Genomic DNA, 18,724 nt, shown 5'->3' with positions numbered 1-18,724 from the left:
TTTGCGCCAACTCGCTGTCGCATTCATTCCGAAGGACGCAGAAACGCACAAATACTGTTTGGAAAGCGACCTGACAGTCGCGGACAATCTGTCATATCCTTACTGCAAACATCAGGCGTCCCGAGGTGATCATGCCCAATCCATTGCCAACCTATTTTATCTCGCATGGTGGCGGTCCATGGCCATGGCTGCCTGACATGCGCCAACGGTTCAAGGAACTGGAAACGTCTCTGGCACGGATGCCACAAGATATTGGCGAAAGGCCTAAAGCGGTCCTGATGATCTCGGGACACTGGGAAGACAGCGATGCATATGCTGTCATGTCATCCCCCCGACCGCCCATGGTGTATGACTATTTCGGTTTTCCGCCAGAGACCTATGAAATCGTTTATCCGGCACCCGGTGCTCCTGATCTGGCACGGCGCAGTGCTGATCTGATGGCGGCAGCAGGTCTGCCGGTTCGGCTGGACGACACTCAAGGGTTCGATCACGGAACATTCGCGCCGATGGCGGTGATGTATCCTGAAGCGAATATGCCGACCTTTCAGATCTCTCTGCGCAGTCACTATGACCCGGCAGAGCATCTGGCACTTGGCCGCGCCCTTGCCCCATTGCGCGATGATGGTGTGCTGATCGTCGGTTCCGGCCTCAGCTATCACAACCTGCGCCTGATGGGACGCGAGGGGGAAAAGCCCTCGGCGGAATTCGACGCCTGGCTCGACGCAGCACTTGGACTTGAACCGGATGCCAGAACGCAAGCAATGCTGAATTGGGAAAGCGCTCCGTCCGCGCGCACCTGTCACGCGCAGGAGGACCATCTGGTGCCGCTTTTTGTGGCGCTGGGGGCCGCCGAAGAGGCCCCCGCAAAACGCGTGTATCACGAAACCCAGTTTTTCGGCTCGCTTACCGCGTCAAGCTATCGGTTCGGTTGAGCGGCAACTCAGATTGCCTCTTTGCGGGCTTCGTCCAGATAAATCTCGCGCAGACGTCGGGCGATCGGTCCGGGTGTGCCATCCCCTAGTCGCACTCCGTCGATCTCGACAACCGGCATGACAAAGGCGCTTGCCGAAGTGGTGAATGCCTCGTCCGCTTCTTTCGCTTCGTCGATGGTGAACAGGCGTTCTTCGATCTCCATCTGCGCCTCGGCAGCCAGACGCAGCACCGCCTTGCGGGTGATCCCGTGCAGGATGTCGTTCGACAGCGGCCGAGTCACGATCTTGCCGGCCTTGACGAAATAGGCGTTATTCGAGGTGCCTTCGGTCACGAACCCATCCTCGATCATCCAGGCGTCGTCGCAGCCCGCCGCCTTGGCCATCATCTTGCCCATCGAAGGATACAAAAGCTGGACCGTCTTGATGTCGCGACGGCCCCAGCGGATATCTTCGATCGAAATGATCTTGTTGCCTTTAGCCGCCGCCGGGCTGTCGGCCAGACCAGGCTTGTTTTGGGTGAACAGAACGATCGTCGGCTTGGTATCGGCCGACGGAAACACGAAATCCCGATCCCCGTCGGAGCCGCGGGTTACTTGCAGGTAAACCAAACCCTCGTCGATCCCGTTCAGCTTCACCAGTTGGCGATGAACTTCCAGCAACTCGTCCTTGCTGCAGGGCTCGGCCATGTCCAGTTCGTCCAACGACCGCTTTAGGCGCACCGCGTGGCCCTCAAAGTCGATCAGCTTGCCGCCCAGAACGCTGGTCACCTCATAGACCGCGTCGGCCATCAGAAACCCCCGGTCAAAGATCGAGACTTTTGCCTCGTCCTCAGGCAGGTATTCTCCATTCACATAAACGGTGCGGGTCATGTCTTGTGTCTCCTCAGCCCCAGAGCGCCGCTTTGGGCGGGTACACTCCGGCATCATCAAAAATCAACGGGGTGTCGCGGTCTTCGGCCAACAACAGCGGGCCGTCAAGATCTGTCACCATCGCGCCCTGAGCCACCAGTGTCGCAGGGGCCATCGCCAGTGAACTGCCCACCATGCACCCCACCATGATGTCGTACCCCTCGGCCAACGCGGCTGCGCGCAGCTTCAACGCCTCGGTCAGACCGCCGGTCTTGTCCAGCTTGATGTTAACCACATCGTATTTGCCCTTGAGCGAGGGCAGGCGGGCACGGTCATGACAGCTCTCGTCGGCACAGACCGGCACCGGGCGATCCATCCCGATCAGCGCTTCGTCCTGCCCGGCTGGCAAGGGCTGTTCGACCAATGCAACACCCAGTCGCACCAGATGCGGCGCGAGGTCAGCATACACCTCGGCGGTCCATCCCTCGTTTGCGTCAACGATGATTTTTGCGTTCGGCGCACCCGCACGGACTGCTTCCAGCCGCGGCATGTCGTCGGGCGTACCCAGCTTGATCTTCAGCAAAGGCCGATTTGAATTCTTGGCTGCCTGCGCCTGCATCGCCTCGGGCGTGTCCAAAGACAGCGTGTAAGCGGTGATTTCCGGTCCCGGCTCCGGCAGACCTGCCAGCTCCCAAACCCGCTTGCCTGTCCGCTTGGCTTCCAGATCCCACAAAGCGCAATCCACCGCATTGCGCGCCGCACCAGCAGGCAACAGGTCCATCAACCCTTCGCGCGTAAACTCCGCAGGCAACCCGACAATCTCGGCTTCGACCGTTTCCAGTGTCTCGTCGTAGCGCGCATAAGGCACGCATTCGCCCCAACCTTGATGCGCACCGTCTGTCACCCGCACCGTCAACACCTTGGCTTCGGTCCGCGACCCGCGTGAGATGGTGAACACCTGCGCCAGCCGGAACACGTCGCGAGAGACTTCGATCTGCACTCGCCTGCTCCTTCATCTTTTTCCAAATACTCCCGCCGGAGGCGGCCATACTCCGCCACCGGCGAGCCGCTTGCATCACATCGCGGCGAGCGCGTCCACCAGCTTGTCGGACCCAAACCTGAATGGATCGGTCGCAGGCAACCCCATATCGGCCTCAATCTGCGCCAGATAGGCCTTGGCGTCGCCTTCGCCCATGTGCTGGGTATTTACCGAAACACCCACCACTTTGCAGTCAGGGTTAGCCACCAGAGCCAAGTTCAGCGCGGTATCGCGCAGCGCTTCGAGCGTCGGCAACTGATAGGTCGGAAGGCCGCGCATGTGCTCCCGCGTGGGTTCGTGGCACAAGATCAGCGCATCCGGCTGACCGCCATGAATCAGCGCCATGGTGACGCCCGAATAGGAAACGTGGAACAGGCTGCCCTGCCCTTCGATCAGGTCCCAGTGATCGTCGTCATTGTCCGGGGTCAGCCATTCCACCGATCCGGCCATGAAATCGGCGATCACCGCATCCAGTGGCACACCGTCACCGGTGATCAGGATGCCGGTCTGCCCGGTAGCGCGGAAGCTCGACTTCATGCCGCGCTCGCGCATTTCCTTGTCCATTGCCAGCGCTGTATACATCTTGCCCACTGAGCAATCGGTGCCAACCGCCAGGCACCGCTTGCCCTTGCGCTTGATGCCGTTGGCAATCGGGTAATCCACCGAAGGCACGCGCACGTCATGAAGGGTCCGTCCACAAGCTTCGGCGACGGCCACCAGATCAGGCTCGTTGCGCAAAAGGTTGTGCAAGCCCGAGGCCAGATCAAACCCTTCCTCCAGCGCCATGACCAGAACTTTCTTCCATTCCTGGCTGATCACACCACCCCGGTTGGCCACGCCAATTACCAGCGTCTTGGCCCCTGCCTCGCGCGCTTCGACCAGATCCATGTCCTTCAGACCCAGATCGGCCTTGCAACCGTCCATACGGAATTGACCCACGGCGTTTTCCGGACGCCAGTCCTTGATGCCGACGGCAACCTTGGCGGCCAGTTGGTCGGGCGCATCGCCCAAAAACAGCAGATACGGTGTCTCGATCATAGCGGTGCACTCCTTTGTTTCCGGCGTACCCTATTGAAGCGCGGTTACGAGCGTTTCGCGTATTTCCCCGCTCACTTCACTCAAAGCGAAGATCATTGCACGATCTGCGATAATCACGCAAGAATCTTCGAAGTTTTCAAACTGATTAATCTTTAATCACCTTATCAGCGCCTTATCTTGATGGATGCTGCGATTGCATTGCTGCGCACGCATAATGACGCTTGCGCAAGTGCGCGCAATTTAATACCTCATTCTGCAAGAAAATCGCAATTTCCTTACTCAATGAGGTCAACCGATGAGTTTCCGCATACAGCCCGCCGCCCCTGCGCGCCCCAATCGTTGCCAGTTGTTCGGTCCCGGCTCCAACACCAAGCTGTTTCCAAAAATGGCGGCGTCGGCAGCGGATGTCATCAACCTCGATCTTGAAGATTCGGTTGCGCCTTCGGACAAGGATACTGCCCGCGCCAATGTGATCGAGGCGCTGAACACCCTCGATTGGGGCAACAAGACCATGTCGGTGCGCATCAACGGGCTGGATACACCCTATTGGTACCGCGATGTGGTGGACGTGCTGGAACAGGCGGGTGATCGGCTGGATCAGATCATGATCCCCAAGGTGGGTTGCGCCGCCGATGTCTATGCCGTCGACGCGCTGGTCACCGCCATTGAACGCGCCAAGGGCCGGACCAAGCCGATCAGTTTCGAAGTGATCATCGAATCCTCTGCCGGCATTGCCCATGTCGAGGAAATCGCAGCCTCCTCCCCCCGTTTGCAGGCGATGAGCCTGGGCGCGGCTGATTTTGCCGCCTCGATGGGGATGCAGACCACCGGCATCGGTGGCACGCAGGAAAATTATTATATGTTGCGCAATGGCGAAAAGCACTGGTCAGACCCGTGGCACTGGGCCCAGGCCGCCATCGTTGCGGCTTGCCGCACCCACGGGGTGTTGCCGGTGGACGGACCGTTCGGAGATTTCTCGGACGACGAAGGCTATATCGCGCAAGCCAGACGTTCAGCCACGCTCGGAATGGTCGGCAAATGGGCGATCCACCCCAAACAGATTGCGCTTGCCAATCAGGTTTTCACCCCGTCCGACGAAGCGGTGACCGAGGCCCGCGAAATCCTTGCCGCAATGGAGCAGGCCAAGGCCAAAGGCGAAGGTGCCACCGTCTACAAGGGTCGCCTGGTTGACATCGCTTCGATCAAGCAGGCCGAGGTGATCGTGGCTCAGGCAGAACTGATTTCCGCAAACGGCTGACGCCCATATCGAGATTTTGCGAAAGGGCGTCCATCGGGCGCCCTTTTCTGATAGGTTTCCAAGTATGACCGAGTTGACATTGTTTCATACCGCCGCAGTGCATTGCGCCACCTTTGACGCCCTTTCGGCGCGGATCGCGCCGGATGCAAAGCTGACGCATGTTGTGCGCCCTGACTGGCTGGACCGGGGCTTGCACGGGATCAATGCCGAACTGGCGTTGGAAATCCACTCGGCCATCTTCACTGCGCCAAACGCGATTTGCACCTGTTCGACAATCGGCGAGATCGCTGCGCGGGCCGGGGCACTGCGCGTCGACTGGCCCATGATGCAAGAGGCCGCATCAACCGGAGGACCGGTCCTGATGGCTTATTGTCTGGACAGCACGCGCGAACCTTCGACCCGGTTGTTGACCAAAGCCTTTGCCGAGATCGGACTGGAACCCAACATCCGTGAGTTGCCACTTGCCCATCTTTGGGTGCATTTTATCTCGGGCGATACCGAAGCCTTTGCCAAACGCATTGCCGTGCAGCTGTCGCGCGCACTGGAAATTGCCCCGGACACAGCTTGTGTCGTGTTGGCACAGGCCTCTATGGCCGGGGCAACGGCACATCTGAATTGCGGCATTCCGGTACTCAGCGCACCCGAATCCGCATTGCGCGCAGCACTTGGCCTTTCCCCAAAATGACGAACGGGGCCAAATGGCCCCGCTTGCTTTGATCACTCAAGCTGGTCAATGACCAAAGACGTCGTTCGGCACCCATTTGAGCTTGTCACCCTTCTTGCCCCATTTCATCATCAGGCACGCAGTGCTGTATTTCTGAAAATAGACGATGCTCAGATCATACCAGCCCGCTTTTGGCACTTCGACATCCACGCGCTGATTGGCTTCGCAGGGTTGGCGGCTGGAAAAATATCCAACCTGCTGCCCGCCGATATTCGCATCGATTCCATCGTTCGACCAGGTTTCCAGCGTATAGGTTCCCGGCGCGTCGAACCGGATATACCCTTTGATGTCAGCAGCAACATTCATCGCCTGATCGAAGGTCATGACAGGCTCGCCCTCATCGGTGTCTCGGTAGTCGAGACCGCTGAGCGGCAAGCCCGGTTTGGCGTCGGCAATCATGCTTTTGGCGGCACTGATCGACTGAATCTGCGCGGGCGGATCACCCGCCCAGGCATATTTCACCGCAAGCCCCGCCTTGGGATTCGACGGCTGTGGGCTTGCGGGAGTAAGCGTCAGGGTCTCGGCCGAGGCCGTGACAACCATTCCCAGTGCAAGAACTCCGGCCAACCCGGTAACGACAGATTTCATCATCAACTCCCTGTTGGGTGCGTCGCCGCCGTTTTCCCCGGTCTTTCACAACGCCATCAACAAAAGCCTATTCGGCAAGTTTTCACTCGGCAAGTCCGACGTGATCACTTTTCCAGCACACATGTTTTCAAGGTTTTGAAAGCGCCGAAATTAATCACCCCGCAACTAACGCAAAAAAGATCAGAAGGTTCCCGTATGGAACTTGTGGCGGCTTCAAAGAACCTCAGATCAACCAAAGTCCAAAACCGCCGAGGTGTTTCTTGCCACTCGCCCAACACACCGTCGACATCCTATTCGGGTAACTTAAATCTTGCCGAGTTGCATCTTGGGCGACCTCGGGCCATATAACGCGGAGATTCCGCTTTGAGAGACGTCATGACCCAGTATCTGGATTTCGAGAAACCGCTGGCTGAAATCGAAGGCAAGGCCGAAGAGTTACGCGCGCTGGCCCGGGCCAACGAAGAAATGGACGTGGCTGACGAAGCGGCGGCGCTGGATGCCAAGGCTGCCAAGATGATGGACGAGTTGTACAAGGATCTGACACCCTGGCGGAAATGCCAGGTGGCACGCCATCCGGAACGACCTCATTGTCAGGACTATATCAAAGCGCTGTTCACAGAATACACGCCCCTGGCCGGGGACCGAAACTTTGCCGACGATCTTGCCGTGATGGGCGGGTTGGCGCGTTTCGACGACCAACCGGTCATGGTGATCGGCCACGAAAAGGGAAGCGACACCAAGTCGCGGATCGAACGCAACTTCGGCATGGCCCGGCCCGAAGGATACCGCAAAGCCGTACGCCTGATGGAAATGGCAGGCCGATTTGGCCTGCCGGTTATCACTCTGATCGACACTGCTGGCGCCTACCCCGGCAAGGGCGCCGAAGAGCGCGGCCAGTCCGAAGCAATCGCCCGCTCGACCGAGATGTGCCTCAAGATCGGCGTACCGCTTGTTTCGGTCATCATCGGCGAGGGTGGCTCGGGCGGGGCGGTTGCGTTCGCCACCGCCAACCGCGTGGCGATGTTGGAACACTCGGTTTATTCGGTGATCTCTCCCGAAGGTTGCGCCTCGATCCTGTGGAAGGATGCCGAAAAAATGCGCGAGGCCGCCGAAGCGCTGCGCCTGACCGCGCAGGACTTGCACAAGCTGGGCGTGATCGATCGGATCATTACCGAACCAAAAGGCGGCGCGCACCGGGATAAACACAGCACCATCGAGGCCGTCAGCAAGGCGATTGCCACCATGCTGACGGAACTGGGCGGCAAGGACAGCGCGACCCTGATCAAGGACCGCCGTCAGAAGTTCCTGGATATCGGGTCCAGGGGACTCGCGGCCTGAGCCGCGCCGCTAGCCTCGACGCAGCATCCGTAACAGCTCGGCAGATGGCTGGCCTGTCACCGCCAGGTTGTTGGCGCGCTGATAGGCACTGATTGCCGTCGTGGAGTTCGACCCGATCACCCCATCCGCACCTTGCGTGTCGAACCCGGCGGCAGTCAGGCGTTGTTGCAACTCCTTGCGGTCATCCAGCGTCAACCCGGTTTCATCGGGACCAAAGGATGCGTTGAACGGTCCGCCTCCGGCGATCCGGTCGGACAGGTGGCCCACACCAATCGCATAGCTGTCCGAGTTGTTGTATCGCTTGATAACCCTGAAATTCTGGAAAACCGCAATCTGTGGTCCGGGCACCTGCGGCTGCAAGGTGGCAATCGGTGTTCCCGAACGGGCCGCGGCAGAGCCAATCTCGCCGCCCCAGGGCTGCCCCCGAACCCACCCTGAGCGCGCCAGATACGCCGCCGTCGAGGCCAGCGCATCGGTAGGATCCTCTGACCAGATATCGCGCCGTCCGTCGCCGGTGAAATCGACGGCATAGGCCAGATAAGACGTCGGGATGAATTGCGTGTGCCCCATCGCTCCCGCCCAACTTCCGGTCATGTTCCGGGGCGCTGTATCCCCGTTCTGAACGATCTTCAGTGCCGCAACCAGCTGGCTTTCAAAGAATGCGCCGCGCCGCCCGTCATAGGCCAGTGTCGACAGTGCCGAAACCACCGGTACATCACCACGACGCGCGCCATAGCGGCTTTCGAGCCCCCAGATGGCAACGACAACTTCCTTGTCCACGCCGTAGTGCGACTCGATCTGCGACAGCGTACTGCCGTGGCGTTGCAGCATCTGTCGGCCGGTGTTGATGCGCTCGTCCGAGGCAGCGATGGCCAGATAATCCTCCAGCGAGCGTTTGAATTCCGTCTGGTTGCGGTCCCGCTCGATCACCTCGGGCAGATAGCCGGCCTCCTGAAACGCTGTGTTGATCGTGGATTGGGAAATACCCTGCGCTGACGCACGGTTCTTGAAACTGGTCACCCAGGCCTCCCAGCCCGCATTCGGCACCGCGCGCATCCGTGTGACTTGCGGTGTGGGCGCCACACCACCGCCCGAACAGGCGGTCACAAGCGTTGCGCCAACTCCAAGGGAAAACATCCGTCGATTGATCATTGCCCGGCCTGCTCTTTTTCTGATTTGCCTTTGCCCCAGAATACAGCGATCAACTGCGCCACGCCAGAAGGCGTTTTTCCAAAAGCCCGATGGCCCAGCTCGTCAGAATGCCCAGCGCCGACAGAATGACAACTCCGGCAAAAAGTCGCTCAAGGTCATACAGCGCGCCTGCCTGAAGGATGTAGGCGCCGATGCCAAATTCGGCGCCCAGCATCTCGGCTGCGACCAAGAGAATGATGCCGATTGCCAGTGAAACGCGCAGTCCGGACAGGATTCCGGGTAGTGCGCCGGGCAGGACGATCTTGCGGACGATGCTGTTCCAGCCAAGGCCAAAGCTTTGCCCCATGCGGATCAGGTTGCGGTCGACATTGTCCACCGCACCATAGGTGGAGACCACCGTAGGCGTGAAGGTGCCCAGCGCGATCAGGGCGTATTTCGACCCCTCGTCGATACCGAACCAGATCACGAAAAGCGGCAGCAGCGCGATCTTGGGGATTGGAAAAATCGCGGCCACCAAAGGCACCAGCCCGGCCCGGACGTAAGAGAACAGACCGATCATGACACCAACGCAGATCCCTGCGCTTACACCCATCGCCGACCCCACAAGAAGCCGCGTCACCGAGGGAAGCAGATGCGTCCACAACGCGCCTGAACGGGCCAGTTCCATCAACGTGGCCCCCACGTCCGAGGGGCGCGGAAGGGTCAGGTTCGAGATCCAGCCAGCCCGCGTTCCCCATTCGATAAGTACTAGCAATACAATGAAAACCGCAGCTCCTGCACCGCGTTTTGAAACCGGCGAAAAGCCACCGCCGCGAAACGGGACAGGGCGTGAGGCGTCAGGCATCGGCCAACTCCTGATCCGCCGCCAGCGCCTCTTCGCGCATCAGGTCCCAGAGCCGCTTTTGCAGCGCTTCGAGGTCGGAATCTCCGGCCCCTCTTTCGGTCAGCGGCGTGTCGATAGCGATCACTTCGCGTACCCGTCCGGGGCGGCGCGACAGGACTGCGATGCGGTGACCCAGACGCACCGCCTCGGCCAGGTTATGGGTGACATATACGGCTGTGAATGGCTGCCGTGACCACAGTGAAATCAGGTCTTCCATCAACAGTTCGCGGGTCTGCGCGTCCAGCGCGGACAGCGGTTCATCGAGCAGCAGAACCGCCGGGTTGACCGCCAGTGCGCGAGCGATTGCGACGCGCTGCTTCATGCCGCCGGACAACTGTCTGGGCAGTGCATTTGCGAAATCTGTCAGTTTTGTACGCTCCAGAACATCCGATATGCCATTTTGTACAACTCGCGACGGCAGCCGGTGATCCTCCAGCACCAGTGAAATGTTCCCCGCCACGCTGCGCCACGGCAGCAGGGCAAAGTCCTGAAACACGAAAGTCAGGGGGTTGAGGCATCCGTCGGGAACCTCGCCCGATTGCAACACCTGCCCCTGTTCCGGCTGTTCCAGTCCGCCGATCATCCGCAGCAAGGTGGACTTGCCGCAGCCCGAGGGGCCGACCACGCACAGGATTTCACCCGCAGGGATGTGCAGCGAGACATCGTCAAGCACCAGCATGTCACCATAGCGGTGCGTCAGGTTCCGGATTGTCAGTTCCATGAAGAAATCGGGCGGGTGGCCCCGCCCTGCCCGCTCAGATCATCTGGACATATGACGGATCAACCAGAATGTCGCTGGTGATCTCTGGCTTGATCAGCCCTTCGGACTTGAACCAGCTCAACTGGTCCTCGACCGAGGCCATGTTCAGCGCCGCGCCCTGATTGATACGCATCGCGCCGTTGCGGATCGACGGTGCGGCCTTTTCATAGGGGCGGTCGGTGTAGACGTATTTGTGGATCAGCTGCACCATATCCTCGGCGGCTTCGTCACCGGCTGTGCTGTCGACCAGCGCGGCGTTGAAATCATCCGCCCCGCGCGAAAAGGCGCGCAGGAAAGCCTCGGTCTGGGCGCGTTCGTTGGCGGCATTGTCTGCCGAAGTGAACACGGTCGTGACCTGATAGTCGGGGATGTAGTCGGCAACATTGCCGATCACCTGAACCGCACCACCACCTGCCAGAGCCTTGGCGATGTGGGGCACGATCGACCATGCATCCACCTGCCCCGATTTCATCGCGCCAATGATCGCGCCGACCTTCTGCAACGGGGTGAAGCTGACCGAGACACCCTCGGCGGCCGCGATCCTGGACCCCATGTAGTGAAAGGACGATCCCGGTTGCGTGACCGCGAATTTCTTGCCGTCCAGCGCCGCCGGGCTGGTCAAGCCGGCCTCGTAAGCGGCATTCGAGGCCAGGATCATCTGGCCGTCGATGCCCTGCTCTTCGCTGAGAGCGCCGCCGATCACCCTGGTTGCGCCTTTTTCGGCAAGGCTGATCAAACCACCCGAGATCGCCGTCACCGCATAATCCGCATCGCCGCTGGCAATCGCCACCGCCATCGGTTGCGCCGCCTCGAAAAAGCGGAACTCGATATCCAGCCCCTCGTCCGAGAAATAGCCGCGCTCGTAGGCAACAAAAGACGCGGCATGGCTGGTAAAGCGCAACGCGCCGACCGTCATCTTGGTGTTGGCAAGGGCCGGAGTTCCCAAGGCGGGCAGCGCCGCCGCGCCCCCCATCAATCCCAAGGCGCCGCGGCGGGTGAAGTGTGTCATGGTCTCTCTCCCCTATTGTTCGAAGGATAATGTCTCAGATAGGGACATCATCCAAGCCCTGTCCGCCATTCGCTGCGCCGGCTGAGGTGACCGGCGCGGGTGAATTTGGAGATTTGGCCGATTCGAGTGACACTGACCGGACAGAAAAGAGACCGGGGAGCGCCATGTCAGATCCGTATTCCAACCTCGCAGCGCAGGACCACGCCGTTCAATCCACGATCGCGGATGCGATGGAGGCGCGTTGTCTTGACCCGTCGCAGGTCGCGATACGCAAAGCTTATCTGCGCGGGATGAAACTGCCGTCCGGCGCTTTTGCGGTGGAACTGGGGTCGGGTACCGGCCATGTGACACACGACCTGATCAAGGTTGCCGGGGCCGCCAGCGCGTTGGGGATCGAGCCCTCACCGGTCATGGTCGAGCGGGCGCGCGCGCAGTTCGCGGCCGAGCCGAACCTGAGTTTCCAGACCGGTGATGCCAGAGACACCGGGTTGCAGGACGCATCCGTGGACATGGTCTTGATGCACACGCTGTTATGTCATGTCCCCACCCCTCGCGATGCGATTGCCGAGGCATTCCGCATCCTCAGGCCGGGCGGCGTGCTGGCGATCTGTGATGGGGATTACGACACCGCCACGGCCCAGATCGGCGATTACGACCCTTTGGACCAGATCGTCCGGTTCATGATCAACCAGAATGTCACCAACCTGTGGATCATGCGTCAGGTGGGCGATTTGCTGACGCATGCAGGGTTCGAGCCAGGCACGCGACAAGGGCATGGATATGTGGCCGAAGGCGAGGCCGGGTATTTCATGACGGTAATTGACCGGGGCGCGGACAGGATGGCCGAGACCGGATTGTTGTTCCCGGAAACGGCGGCAGCCCTGAAAGCGGAGGCGCGGCAGCGGCTGCAGGCCAACAGGTTTTTCGGCTTCATGTCCTATGTCAGCCAGATCGCCACAAAGCCCTGAATGCTGTCGGTCAGGTGACCAGCAGCCGCAACCCCTGGGTGACGTCGGAACGGACCGCCAAACGCAACCCCGGTTCGTCGCCTGCCTTGAGCGCGGCGATGATCAGCCGGTGATAATGCGGCGTATCGGTACGTTGCAGCCGCCCGTAAAGCGCGCGCATGGTCGGGCCAAGCTGTAGCCAGACGGTTTCGGCGATGGCCAGCATCGCCGGCGCCTGCGCCCGCAGATAGAGCGTGCGGTGAAATTCCAGATTGGCGCGGATATAACCCACCCCGTCACGCTTGGTGACCATTTCGGCCACGTTCATGTTGATCGCCTGCAACCGGTCGATCAGCGCCATATGCGCACGCGGCAGGGCGCGGCTGGCCAGTTCCACCTCGAGCAGGGCGCGCAGGGCGGCCAGCTCCTCGATCCGGTCGTTGGTCAGCTCTGGCGTCGAGACCCGGCCCGAAGAGGACAGGAACAACGCGCCTTCGGCGGCAAGGCGCCGCACCGCTTCGCGCGCAGGCGTCATCGAGACACCGAATTCCTTGCCGATCCCGCGCAGGGTCAAGGCGTGCCCCGGAGGGATTTCGCCATGCATGATCCGCGACCGCAGGACCCGGTAGATCCGGTCATGCGTGGCGGATTGGATGTCGGTCTGGCGTGCGCTCAACATCCGCTCATGTGATCACAAATTCATCCAAGGTCAACTCACACCTGCGTCGAAACGATAACGATGCAGGCTGCTGCCACTGTCGCGCAGCCAATTTCGGGGAGCGTCATACGGGCCAAAGATCCGCTCGACCTGGGCCCAGAACGCGCGAGAGTGATTCATCTCGGCCAGATGCGCCACTTCGTGCGCGGCAACATAGTGCAGCACGTCGGGCGGGGCGAGGATCAGCCGCCACGAAAACATAAGCGCCCCTTCGGAGTTGCACGATCCCCAGCGCGAGCGCGTGTCCCGCAATGTCAGCCGCACGTAGCGCCGGCCAATCATGGCGGCATAGTCGTCACAGGCCCCGGTCAGCCGGTCGCGGGCCAGTTCCTGAAGGTATCGCAACAGGCGGCGCTCTGCCCCGCCCTCGGGAACGGCGATTTCGTTCGCCCGCAACTCCACCCGCCGCCCGGTGGCGGGCACGATTCGCCGCAAGCTGCCCTCGACCGGGATGTCCTGCCCGTAGTGCAGCGCCACATGGTCGGGGCGTTTCTCAAGATGCTGGCGAATCCAGCCTTCTTTCGCGCGGGCGAAATCCAGTGCCTCTGCCTCGGGGATACCGGTGGGCAGGGTCAGCGTAACCCGCCCGTCCAGTTGGGAAATCCGAAGGCTGATACGCCGCGCCCGCGCCGAACGCCGCAGCGTCAGCGGCACGGCGGGATGCCCTGGCAATGCATGTCGTCCCAAGATGCGCCCCCTTTTGCGTAAAGGCTTTGACAGTCCCTACCGCATGTGGCAGGTGACCTGAATCGTCAACACGACTCAGCAGATATCAAGGGGATTCCACATGCCCAAGGAAGAATGGGGTGTAAAGCGCGTTTGCCCGACAACAGGCAAACGGTTTTATGACCTGAACAAGAACCCGATCGTCAGCCCCTATACGGGCGAGATCGTGGAACTGGACACCGGCAAGAGCCGGATGATCGCCGCCGATGCCGAAGATGCCGCATCGGTCAAGGCCCGCGAAGCCGTATCGGATGACGATCTTCTCGACGATGACGACGCCGTGGATGTCGATCTCGACGACGATCTGCTCGACGATGACGATGACGACGACAGCGTCTCGCTGGACGACATCACCGACGTGTCGTCGGACGACGAGTCCTGAACCGCCGCACGGGGCAGCAATGCCCCGCGCCGCACCAGCACGACCGTTGGGTCGCACGGGGTCAACGCCCGAAGATTTTGGCCTGATCGGTGTATTTTTGGCTTGCACTCTTCACCGGCGTTGCATAAACGTCCGTCCACCGCACAGGCGGTACGGCATGGGGCCTTAGCTCAGTTGGGAGAGCGCTTGCATGGCATGCAAGAGGTCAGGGGTTCGACTCCCCTAGGCTCCACCAAATCCTAGCAGTTCATCATGATAGGCAAACACTAGAGCGGTGTGACACAAGATGAAGCTGCATGCGTATCTCTCACTGTCCAGACATGGCATCTACTACTTCCGTTGGCCCCTACCCGACACAACACCAAAACCCCGGACTAGACCAAGCACCAGACGTAGGACCCTTCGGGTAAGGCACACATTTGCAACGCGTTTGGTACAAGCAGGTGTGGAGACAGAGCGCATCCAGTTCATCGTTGGACATGAAAGGCAAGGCGTCACACATCAGGTCTATATGAAGGACGGTTACACTCTTCGTCAGTCCAAGGAGGCCGTTGAGTGCTTTGAAGTTTTTTCAGTTTGTAAAAAGTATTCTGTGTGAAGCGAAGTCCGCAACATGCGAAAAATGGAGCGCCGCGAATAAGCTGAGGCAGGTATTAAATCAGCATGCAATGGTTGCGACCAAATGCGCTTGGTGAAGTGTTGCCTTGGCAAACAGCTTAAGGTTTAACCGCCGAACAAGACCGCCTAAATACATATGAGAGCGGAATTTACCGGGCGCAATACCAACCGCAAAACAGCATAACTGCAAAAGCTATTTAGTTAAGGACCTGAGAAGCGTGAAAAAGACTACTCCTGAACGTCGCTTGATAATCGCTCAAGTCGCGCGAGGCCGTTGGAGAAAAAAGATTAGGCGCCAAATACTGAGACGCCAACCCCACAAAAGACGCGCTAGAAATGGCGCAAATCCTAACGAAATCAGAATTGTTCCCCCAGCCGAGTTCAGCTTCTCCAACAACTACACTGAAACAGTCCGCTGTTTGCGAGAGTTGAAAGCGGCCGCGCTACGCAGAGGGACAGGTAAAAAATCTGCAGCAGTGTTTTTGGACTTGGAGCCAATCCAGCGAATATCGGTTGCAGGCGCGCTTGTGCTGGCTGCTGAGATCGATCGTTGGAGATTGACTGTGGGCCAAAAAGTTAGGCCACGACGCACAAAATACTGGAACCGTGAAGTACGGTCTTTGCTCTCAGCTTTGGGTTTTTTCGACTTGCTGGATGTTAAGTCCCAAACGGTTGAAAACTTCGATAACCAATCTGAGATCACAGTTCTTCCAATGGTTAGCAGCACCCGCTTGGATCAACAGTTGTTGAGCACTTTGTCTACAGTTTCAGAAGTTCTGCACCGCGATCCGTCGGTTTACGATGGGTTAGTGGAAGCTGCCTACAATGCGACCAAACATGCATATCCAGAGGGTCACGAATGGGAATTTATTCCAGCAACGGAAGGCTGGTGGGCAACAGCAAGTTGGAACCCACATAGCCGAAGCGTGAAGTTCATAGTTTATGATCAGGGCGTTGGAATTTCCGCGACCCTTCCAAGATGGGAGGGATGGGAGAGTGTTCGTGAGGTCTTGTCGAAGATGCCGGGAGGAAGTGCACTAAACGACGCCTCTAAGATGATAAGAGCCGCACTTGAAGTAGACCGAACTTCTCTTCAAGGGGGGCATGGTAAAGGCCTGCAGGACGTCGTCACTGTAGTCAAAGCCTTTAAAGGTGGGCGTGTAAGGATATTGAGTGGAACCGGAGAATTAATATATCTTCATAACGGAGACGTTGAGTTGAACGACCACGATCTACATATAGGGGGCACGTTGGTTGAGTGGACGATACCGACCAATGGCCTTGAGGAGTAAGTTGCGATGAATACGACGATCAATATCTCAGAGGACTACACTCCGTTCCCTGGTGGGCGTTACGTTGAAGACGGCGAAGGCAACGGAACTACTTTCCGAGAAGAATTTTTGCGTCCAGCAATGGAAAGCAAAAGTGGCGATGTTGTCGAAGTAGTTCTGGACGGCGCTGCGGGATATCCTTCTTCATTTCTTGAGGAGGCTTTTGGAGGGCTGGTACGAGAGGACGGTTTTACCGCTCAAGACGTATTGGCCAAGTTCGTGTTCGTCGCAAACGAGCCCGGATTTGCACGCTATATCGATCTAATAAAGCAGTATATTCAACAAGCTAAACCGAAAGTGCACTAATTTTGTCTGAAGCAATCTCGCCGTTTTTATCGGCAGCTATTGGCGTCGGGGCGGCGCTCTCGGTAAAAGGGGCCGAGGTACTCTTGGCGCGTTATTTCCGCCGCTCCGATAAAATTAACGAAGTAAGAGACGCAGATGCGGAGCTAATTCAACAAGTCGTTTTCGAAGTCCGTGATTTAGCCAAAGATTATTGGTGCCATTCTGATCGTGACCCAAAATGCGAAGGCGCTTTAACTGGCCGATTGATGTTTCTAGGGCGGGTATGTGATGAACTTTTTGAGCAGCAGACCGATCACCTGAGAATGGTGCACGTGTGCGTCAATCGGTTTGACAAAGCGTGTACACATGGTGACTTCGGTTCAAATGTTCGTTCCGCCGAACCTCGCCGATGCTCCGACATTGAGCAGGCCGCTTACACACTGGCGTACGAAGTCTTGAAACGACGCAGGAAGTTGTAAAATTTTCAATTTGTTGCCGACTTTCCAAGGTTCACGAAAAAATTGCAAATTTTTGTGAGCCCCTATCTAACTATTGGACAGTTAGAACTGCCCCCACGCACAGGGCCGCGACGGTCGATCGAAGGTCGGCAGGCAGTAACCACAGGGGCAACCCTATTGTACACGGCCGTGTCCTCGGCTGAGCCTGCGGGCCGCACCACCCCTGTCGAATTGCATTGCCTCGCCCCCTCCCGCGTTCGCCACGTGGCAGATCGGCAGGAACAGGCGCCTTCGCTGTCTGATCTACAAATCAGCCCTGATTTTCCAAAAGGAAAGCCAGATCAAACGAAACTCGGTGCGGGAGTATGAAATGGGGGCGGCGTGTTAGTTGATGACGCGAAGGTCAATCAACTGATGTCCAACATCGGGGAGGCTTTCAAAGTCGAACGTTCACCCCGTTTCTGGTCCAACCATGACGGTTGGGTCAGGTTCGTGTGACGTTCAACAATGTTGTGGAACGTCACTGATTTCTGACTCAATCGAATTCCAAAACCTCAACAAATCGGTATATCGCGTCATTCAATTCTGACCCAAACGTCAAGCATTTCTGACCCAATAACGATAGCCGCCATTCATTGACGCTGCGGCTAAGGTCTGTTGAGAGCCCAACCCGGTCATCCTGATTTCCTGCTGCGCGCGCACGCAGCGCAAAAGTTGCTGCTTATGTACCGTTCCGTGTGCTGTCATGCGGCGGGGAAACTGGTCTTTCGTGTCTCGTGCAGCGAGATTTGCCTGCCTAATTCACATGTCGCAGGACAAAGCGGACACACATGTACCCCCCATGAGGTCTGCCATCATAGGGTTACTTAATCCCGCTCTACGAAGCCGCAAATCGAAGTTGCTGGACAGGCACCTCAAAAAACCAACAAACTCTAGTCCACAATCCATTGTTCGATACCTATCGAAGCGATTGCGATGGTTGGAATGCAAGTCTCTGCCTATCGTGGCTACGACAAGAATGAACTACTCCCCAATGTTTGGACAGGTTTTGGCGTAGTTTAAGCTACTCTTTGCTCCTGCTGATCGGTTTGGGTTTCTTCTTTTCTCAGCCAATAGACCACGGCTGGGGGTTTGCCGCCAAGGGCGGAGTGTGGGCGTTTGCGGTTGTAAAAATCGATCCATTTCCCAACGCCCGCCTTCGCCTCTGATCCGGTCTCCCAGGCGTGCAGGTAGACGCATTCGTATTTCAAGCTCCGCCAGAGCCGCTCGACGAAGATGTTATCTAGGAACCGGCCCTTGCCATCCATCGAGATGCGCACGCCGGATCGGCGCAGGCGGTCTGTCCAGACAAATGATGTGAACTGGCTGCCCTGATCCGTATTCATGATCTCAGGCGGGCCGAAGCGGTGTATGGCCTCATTCAGCGCGTCGACGCAAAAGCTGGCCTCCAGCGTATTCGATATCCGCCAAGCCAGAACCTTTCGGGTGTGCCAGTCCATTATCGCCACCAGATACAGGAACCCGCGTCGCATGGGCAGATAGGGGATGTCTGCGGCCCAGACCTGATTGGGTCGATCCGCCGGCAAACCGCGCAGCAGATAGGGATAGGTCTTGTGCCCTTTCGCCGCCTTGCTGGTGTTGGGCTTTTGATAGATCGGCATCAAGCCCATCAGCCGCATCAGGCGACGGA

21 protein-coding genes and 1 tRNA gene are annotated in these 18,724 nt (G+C 58.5%); 11 read left to right on the top strand and 11 right to left on the bottom strand.

What is annotated here, in order from left to right; all coding sequences use genetic code 11:
- Positions 1 to 131 precede the first annotated feature (131 nt).
- On the top strand, positions 132 to 932 hold the full coding sequence (locus tag AC2FNB_RS17115) for a DODA-type extradiol aromatic ring-opening family dioxygenase (protein ID WP_480751487.1): 801 nt from the start codon (positions 132 to 134) through the stop codon (positions 930 to 932).
- Positions 933 to 940: 8 nt separating this feature from the next.
- Here the strand turns inward: AC2FNB_RS17115 and AC2FNB_RS17110 are convergent, their stop codons facing one another.
- The 3 genes from AC2FNB_RS17110 to dgcN all read right to left on the bottom strand — a co-directional run bounded on the left by AC2FNB_RS17110 (position 941) and on the right by dgcN (position 3,857).
- Positions 941 to 1,801 (bottom strand): D-amino-acid transaminase, encoded by an 861-nt coding sequence (locus AC2FNB_RS17110; protein WP_496748145.1) that lies wholly within the window; start codon positions 1,799 to 1,801, stop codon positions 941 to 943.
- Positions 1,802 to 1,814: 13 nt separating this feature from the next.
- Positions 1,815 to 2,780 (bottom strand): N-acetyl-D-Glu racemase DgcA, encoded by a 966-nt coding sequence (dgcA, locus tag AC2FNB_RS17105; protein WP_496748143.1) that lies wholly within the window; start codon positions 2,778 to 2,780, stop codon positions 1,815 to 1,817.
- A 75-nt stretch (positions 2,781 to 2,855) separates the two neighbouring features.
- A complete protein-coding gene (gene dgcN / locus AC2FNB_RS17100) occupies positions 2,856 to 3,857 on the bottom strand; it encodes an N-acetyltransferase DgcN (RefSeq protein WP_480751482.1) in 1,002 nt (333 codons plus the stop codon).
- Positions 3,858 to 4,152: 295 nt separating this feature from the next.
- Between dgcN and AC2FNB_RS17095 the strand changes: the two genes are divergently transcribed.
- Together AC2FNB_RS17095 and AC2FNB_RS17090 are read left to right on the top strand one after the other, a co-directional pair.
- A complete protein-coding gene (locus AC2FNB_RS17095; protein ID WP_496748140.1) occupies positions 4,153 to 5,115 on the top strand; it encodes an L-malyl-CoA/beta-methylmalyl-CoA lyase in 963 nt (320 codons plus the stop codon).
- Positions 5,116 to 5,179: 64 nt separating this feature from the next.
- Positions 5,180 to 5,800: a hypothetical protein gene (locus tag AC2FNB_RS17090; RefSeq protein ID WP_496748138.1), complete on the top strand. Its 621-nt coding sequence runs from the start codon at positions 5,180 to 5,182 to the stop codon at positions 5,798 to 5,800.
- Positions 5,801 to 5,845: 45 nt separating this feature from the next.
- On the opposite strand, the gene AC2FNB_RS17085 is transcribed toward AC2FNB_RS17090, so the two are convergent.
- Positions 5,846 to 6,427: a PA14 domain-containing protein gene (locus AC2FNB_RS17085; protein ID WP_496748136.1), complete on the bottom strand. Its 582-nt coding sequence runs from the start codon at positions 6,425 to 6,427 to the stop codon at positions 5,846 to 5,848.
- Positions 6,428 to 6,802: 375 nt separating this feature from the next.
- On the opposite strand from AC2FNB_RS17085, the gene AC2FNB_RS17080 reads away from it, so the two are divergent.
- The gene (locus AC2FNB_RS17080) at positions 6,803 to 7,765 is read left to right on the top strand and encodes an acetyl-CoA carboxylase carboxyltransferase subunit alpha (RefSeq protein ID WP_480751477.1); all 963 of its coding nucleotides are present in this window, start codon (positions 6,803 to 6,805) and stop codon (positions 7,763 to 7,765) included.
- 9 nt (positions 7,766 to 7,774) lie between these two features.
- On the opposite strand, the gene AC2FNB_RS17075 is transcribed toward AC2FNB_RS17080, so the two are convergent.
- The 4 genes from AC2FNB_RS17075 to AC2FNB_RS17060 are packed head-to-tail and all read right to left on the bottom strand — an operon-like array spanning position 7,775 to position 11,569.
- Positions 7,775 to 8,917, bottom strand: a complete 1,143-nt coding sequence (locus AC2FNB_RS17075) for a lytic murein transglycosylase (RefSeq protein WP_496748133.1) — start codon at positions 8,915 to 8,917, stop codon at positions 7,775 to 7,777.
- Between the two features lie 49 nt (positions 8,918 to 8,966).
- Entirely contained in the window at positions 8,967 to 9,761 is a 795-nt protein-coding gene (locus tag AC2FNB_RS17070; RefSeq protein WP_496748131.1) for an ABC transporter permease, read from the bottom strand.
- Positions 9,754 to 10,521, bottom strand: coding sequence for an ABC transporter ATP-binding protein (locus tag AC2FNB_RS17065; protein ID WP_496748129.1), 768 nt, complete (start codon positions 10,519 to 10,521; stop codon positions 9,754 to 9,756). The genes AC2FNB_RS17070 and AC2FNB_RS17065 overlap by 8 nt, the downstream gene beginning before the upstream one ends.
- Positions 10,522 to 10,555: 34 nt before the next feature.
- Positions 10,556 to 11,569: an ABC transporter substrate-binding protein gene (locus AC2FNB_RS17060; protein ID WP_496748127.1), complete on the bottom strand. Its 1,014-nt coding sequence runs from the start codon at positions 11,567 to 11,569 to the stop codon at positions 10,556 to 10,558.
- Positions 11,570 to 11,733: 164 nt separating this feature from the next.
- Between AC2FNB_RS17060 and AC2FNB_RS17055 the strand changes: the two genes are divergently transcribed.
- Positions 11,734 to 12,537 carry a methyltransferase domain-containing protein gene (locus AC2FNB_RS17055; protein ID WP_496748125.1) on the top strand — a complete coding sequence of 268 codons (804 nt, stop codon included), beginning with the start codon at positions 11,734 to 11,736 and terminating at the stop codon, positions 12,535 to 12,537.
- A 10-nt stretch (positions 12,538 to 12,547) separates the two neighbouring features.
- On the opposite strand, the gene AC2FNB_RS17050 is transcribed toward AC2FNB_RS17055, so the two are convergent.
- Positions 12,548 to 13,192 carry a GntR family transcriptional regulator gene (locus tag AC2FNB_RS17050; RefSeq protein ID WP_496748123.1) on the bottom strand — a complete coding sequence of 215 codons (645 nt, stop codon included), beginning with the start codon at positions 13,190 to 13,192 and terminating at the stop codon, positions 12,548 to 12,550.
- A 33-nt stretch (positions 13,193 to 13,225) separates the two neighbouring features.
- On the bottom strand, positions 13,226 to 13,921 hold the full coding sequence (locus tag AC2FNB_RS17045; protein ID WP_496748121.1) for a M48 family metallopeptidase: 696 nt from the start codon (positions 13,919 to 13,921) through the stop codon (positions 13,226 to 13,228).
- A 100-nt stretch (positions 13,922 to 14,021) separates the two neighbouring features.
- Here AC2FNB_RS17045 and AC2FNB_RS17040 point away from each other — a divergent pair, with 100 nt between their 5' ends.
- The 6 genes from AC2FNB_RS17040 (at position 14,022) to AC2FNB_RS17015 (ending at position 17,055) form a co-directional block, all read left to right on the top strand.
- Positions 14,022 to 14,342, top strand: a complete 321-nt coding sequence (locus tag AC2FNB_RS17040) for a TIGR02300 family protein (protein WP_480751465.1) — start codon at positions 14,022 to 14,024, stop codon at positions 14,340 to 14,342.
- Positions 14,343 to 14,501: 159 nt separating this feature from the next.
- Positions 14,502 to 14,577, top strand: a tRNA-Ala gene (locus AC2FNB_RS17035).
- Between the two features lie 51 nt (positions 14,578 to 14,628).
- Complete coding sequence (locus AC2FNB_RS17030) at positions 14,629 to 14,940, top strand: tyrosine-type recombinase/integrase (RefSeq protein ID WP_496748118.1); 312 nt, start codon at positions 14,629 to 14,631, stop codon at positions 14,938 to 14,940.
- A gap of 238 nt (positions 14,941 to 15,178) precedes the next feature.
- On the top strand, positions 15,179 to 16,252 hold the full coding sequence (locus AC2FNB_RS17025) for a hypothetical protein (RefSeq protein WP_496748116.1): 1,074 nt from the start codon (positions 15,179 to 15,181) through the stop codon (positions 16,250 to 16,252).
- A gap of 6 nt (positions 16,253 to 16,258) precedes the next feature.
- Positions 16,259 to 16,597, top strand: a complete 339-nt coding sequence (locus tag AC2FNB_RS17020; protein ID WP_496748115.1) for an STAS-like domain-containing protein — start codon at positions 16,259 to 16,261, stop codon at positions 16,595 to 16,597.
- 2 nt (positions 16,598 to 16,599) lie between these two features.
- A complete protein-coding gene (locus AC2FNB_RS17015) occupies positions 16,600 to 17,055 on the top strand; it encodes a hypothetical protein (protein ID WP_496748113.1) in 456 nt (151 codons plus the stop codon).
- Positions 17,056 to 18,092: 1,037 nt separating this feature from the next.
- Here the strand turns inward: AC2FNB_RS17015 and AC2FNB_RS17010 are convergent.
- The coding region (locus AC2FNB_RS17010) for an IS3 family transposase (RefSeq protein ID WP_496748111.1) at positions 18,093 to 18,724 on the bottom strand (632 nt) is incomplete at its 5' end.

Source organism: Ruegeria sp. BHSB058 (assembly GCF_059613285.1).
The sequence above is the reverse complement of the archived record's forward strand: the minus strand, read 5'-3'. Positions and strand labels throughout refer to the sequence as shown.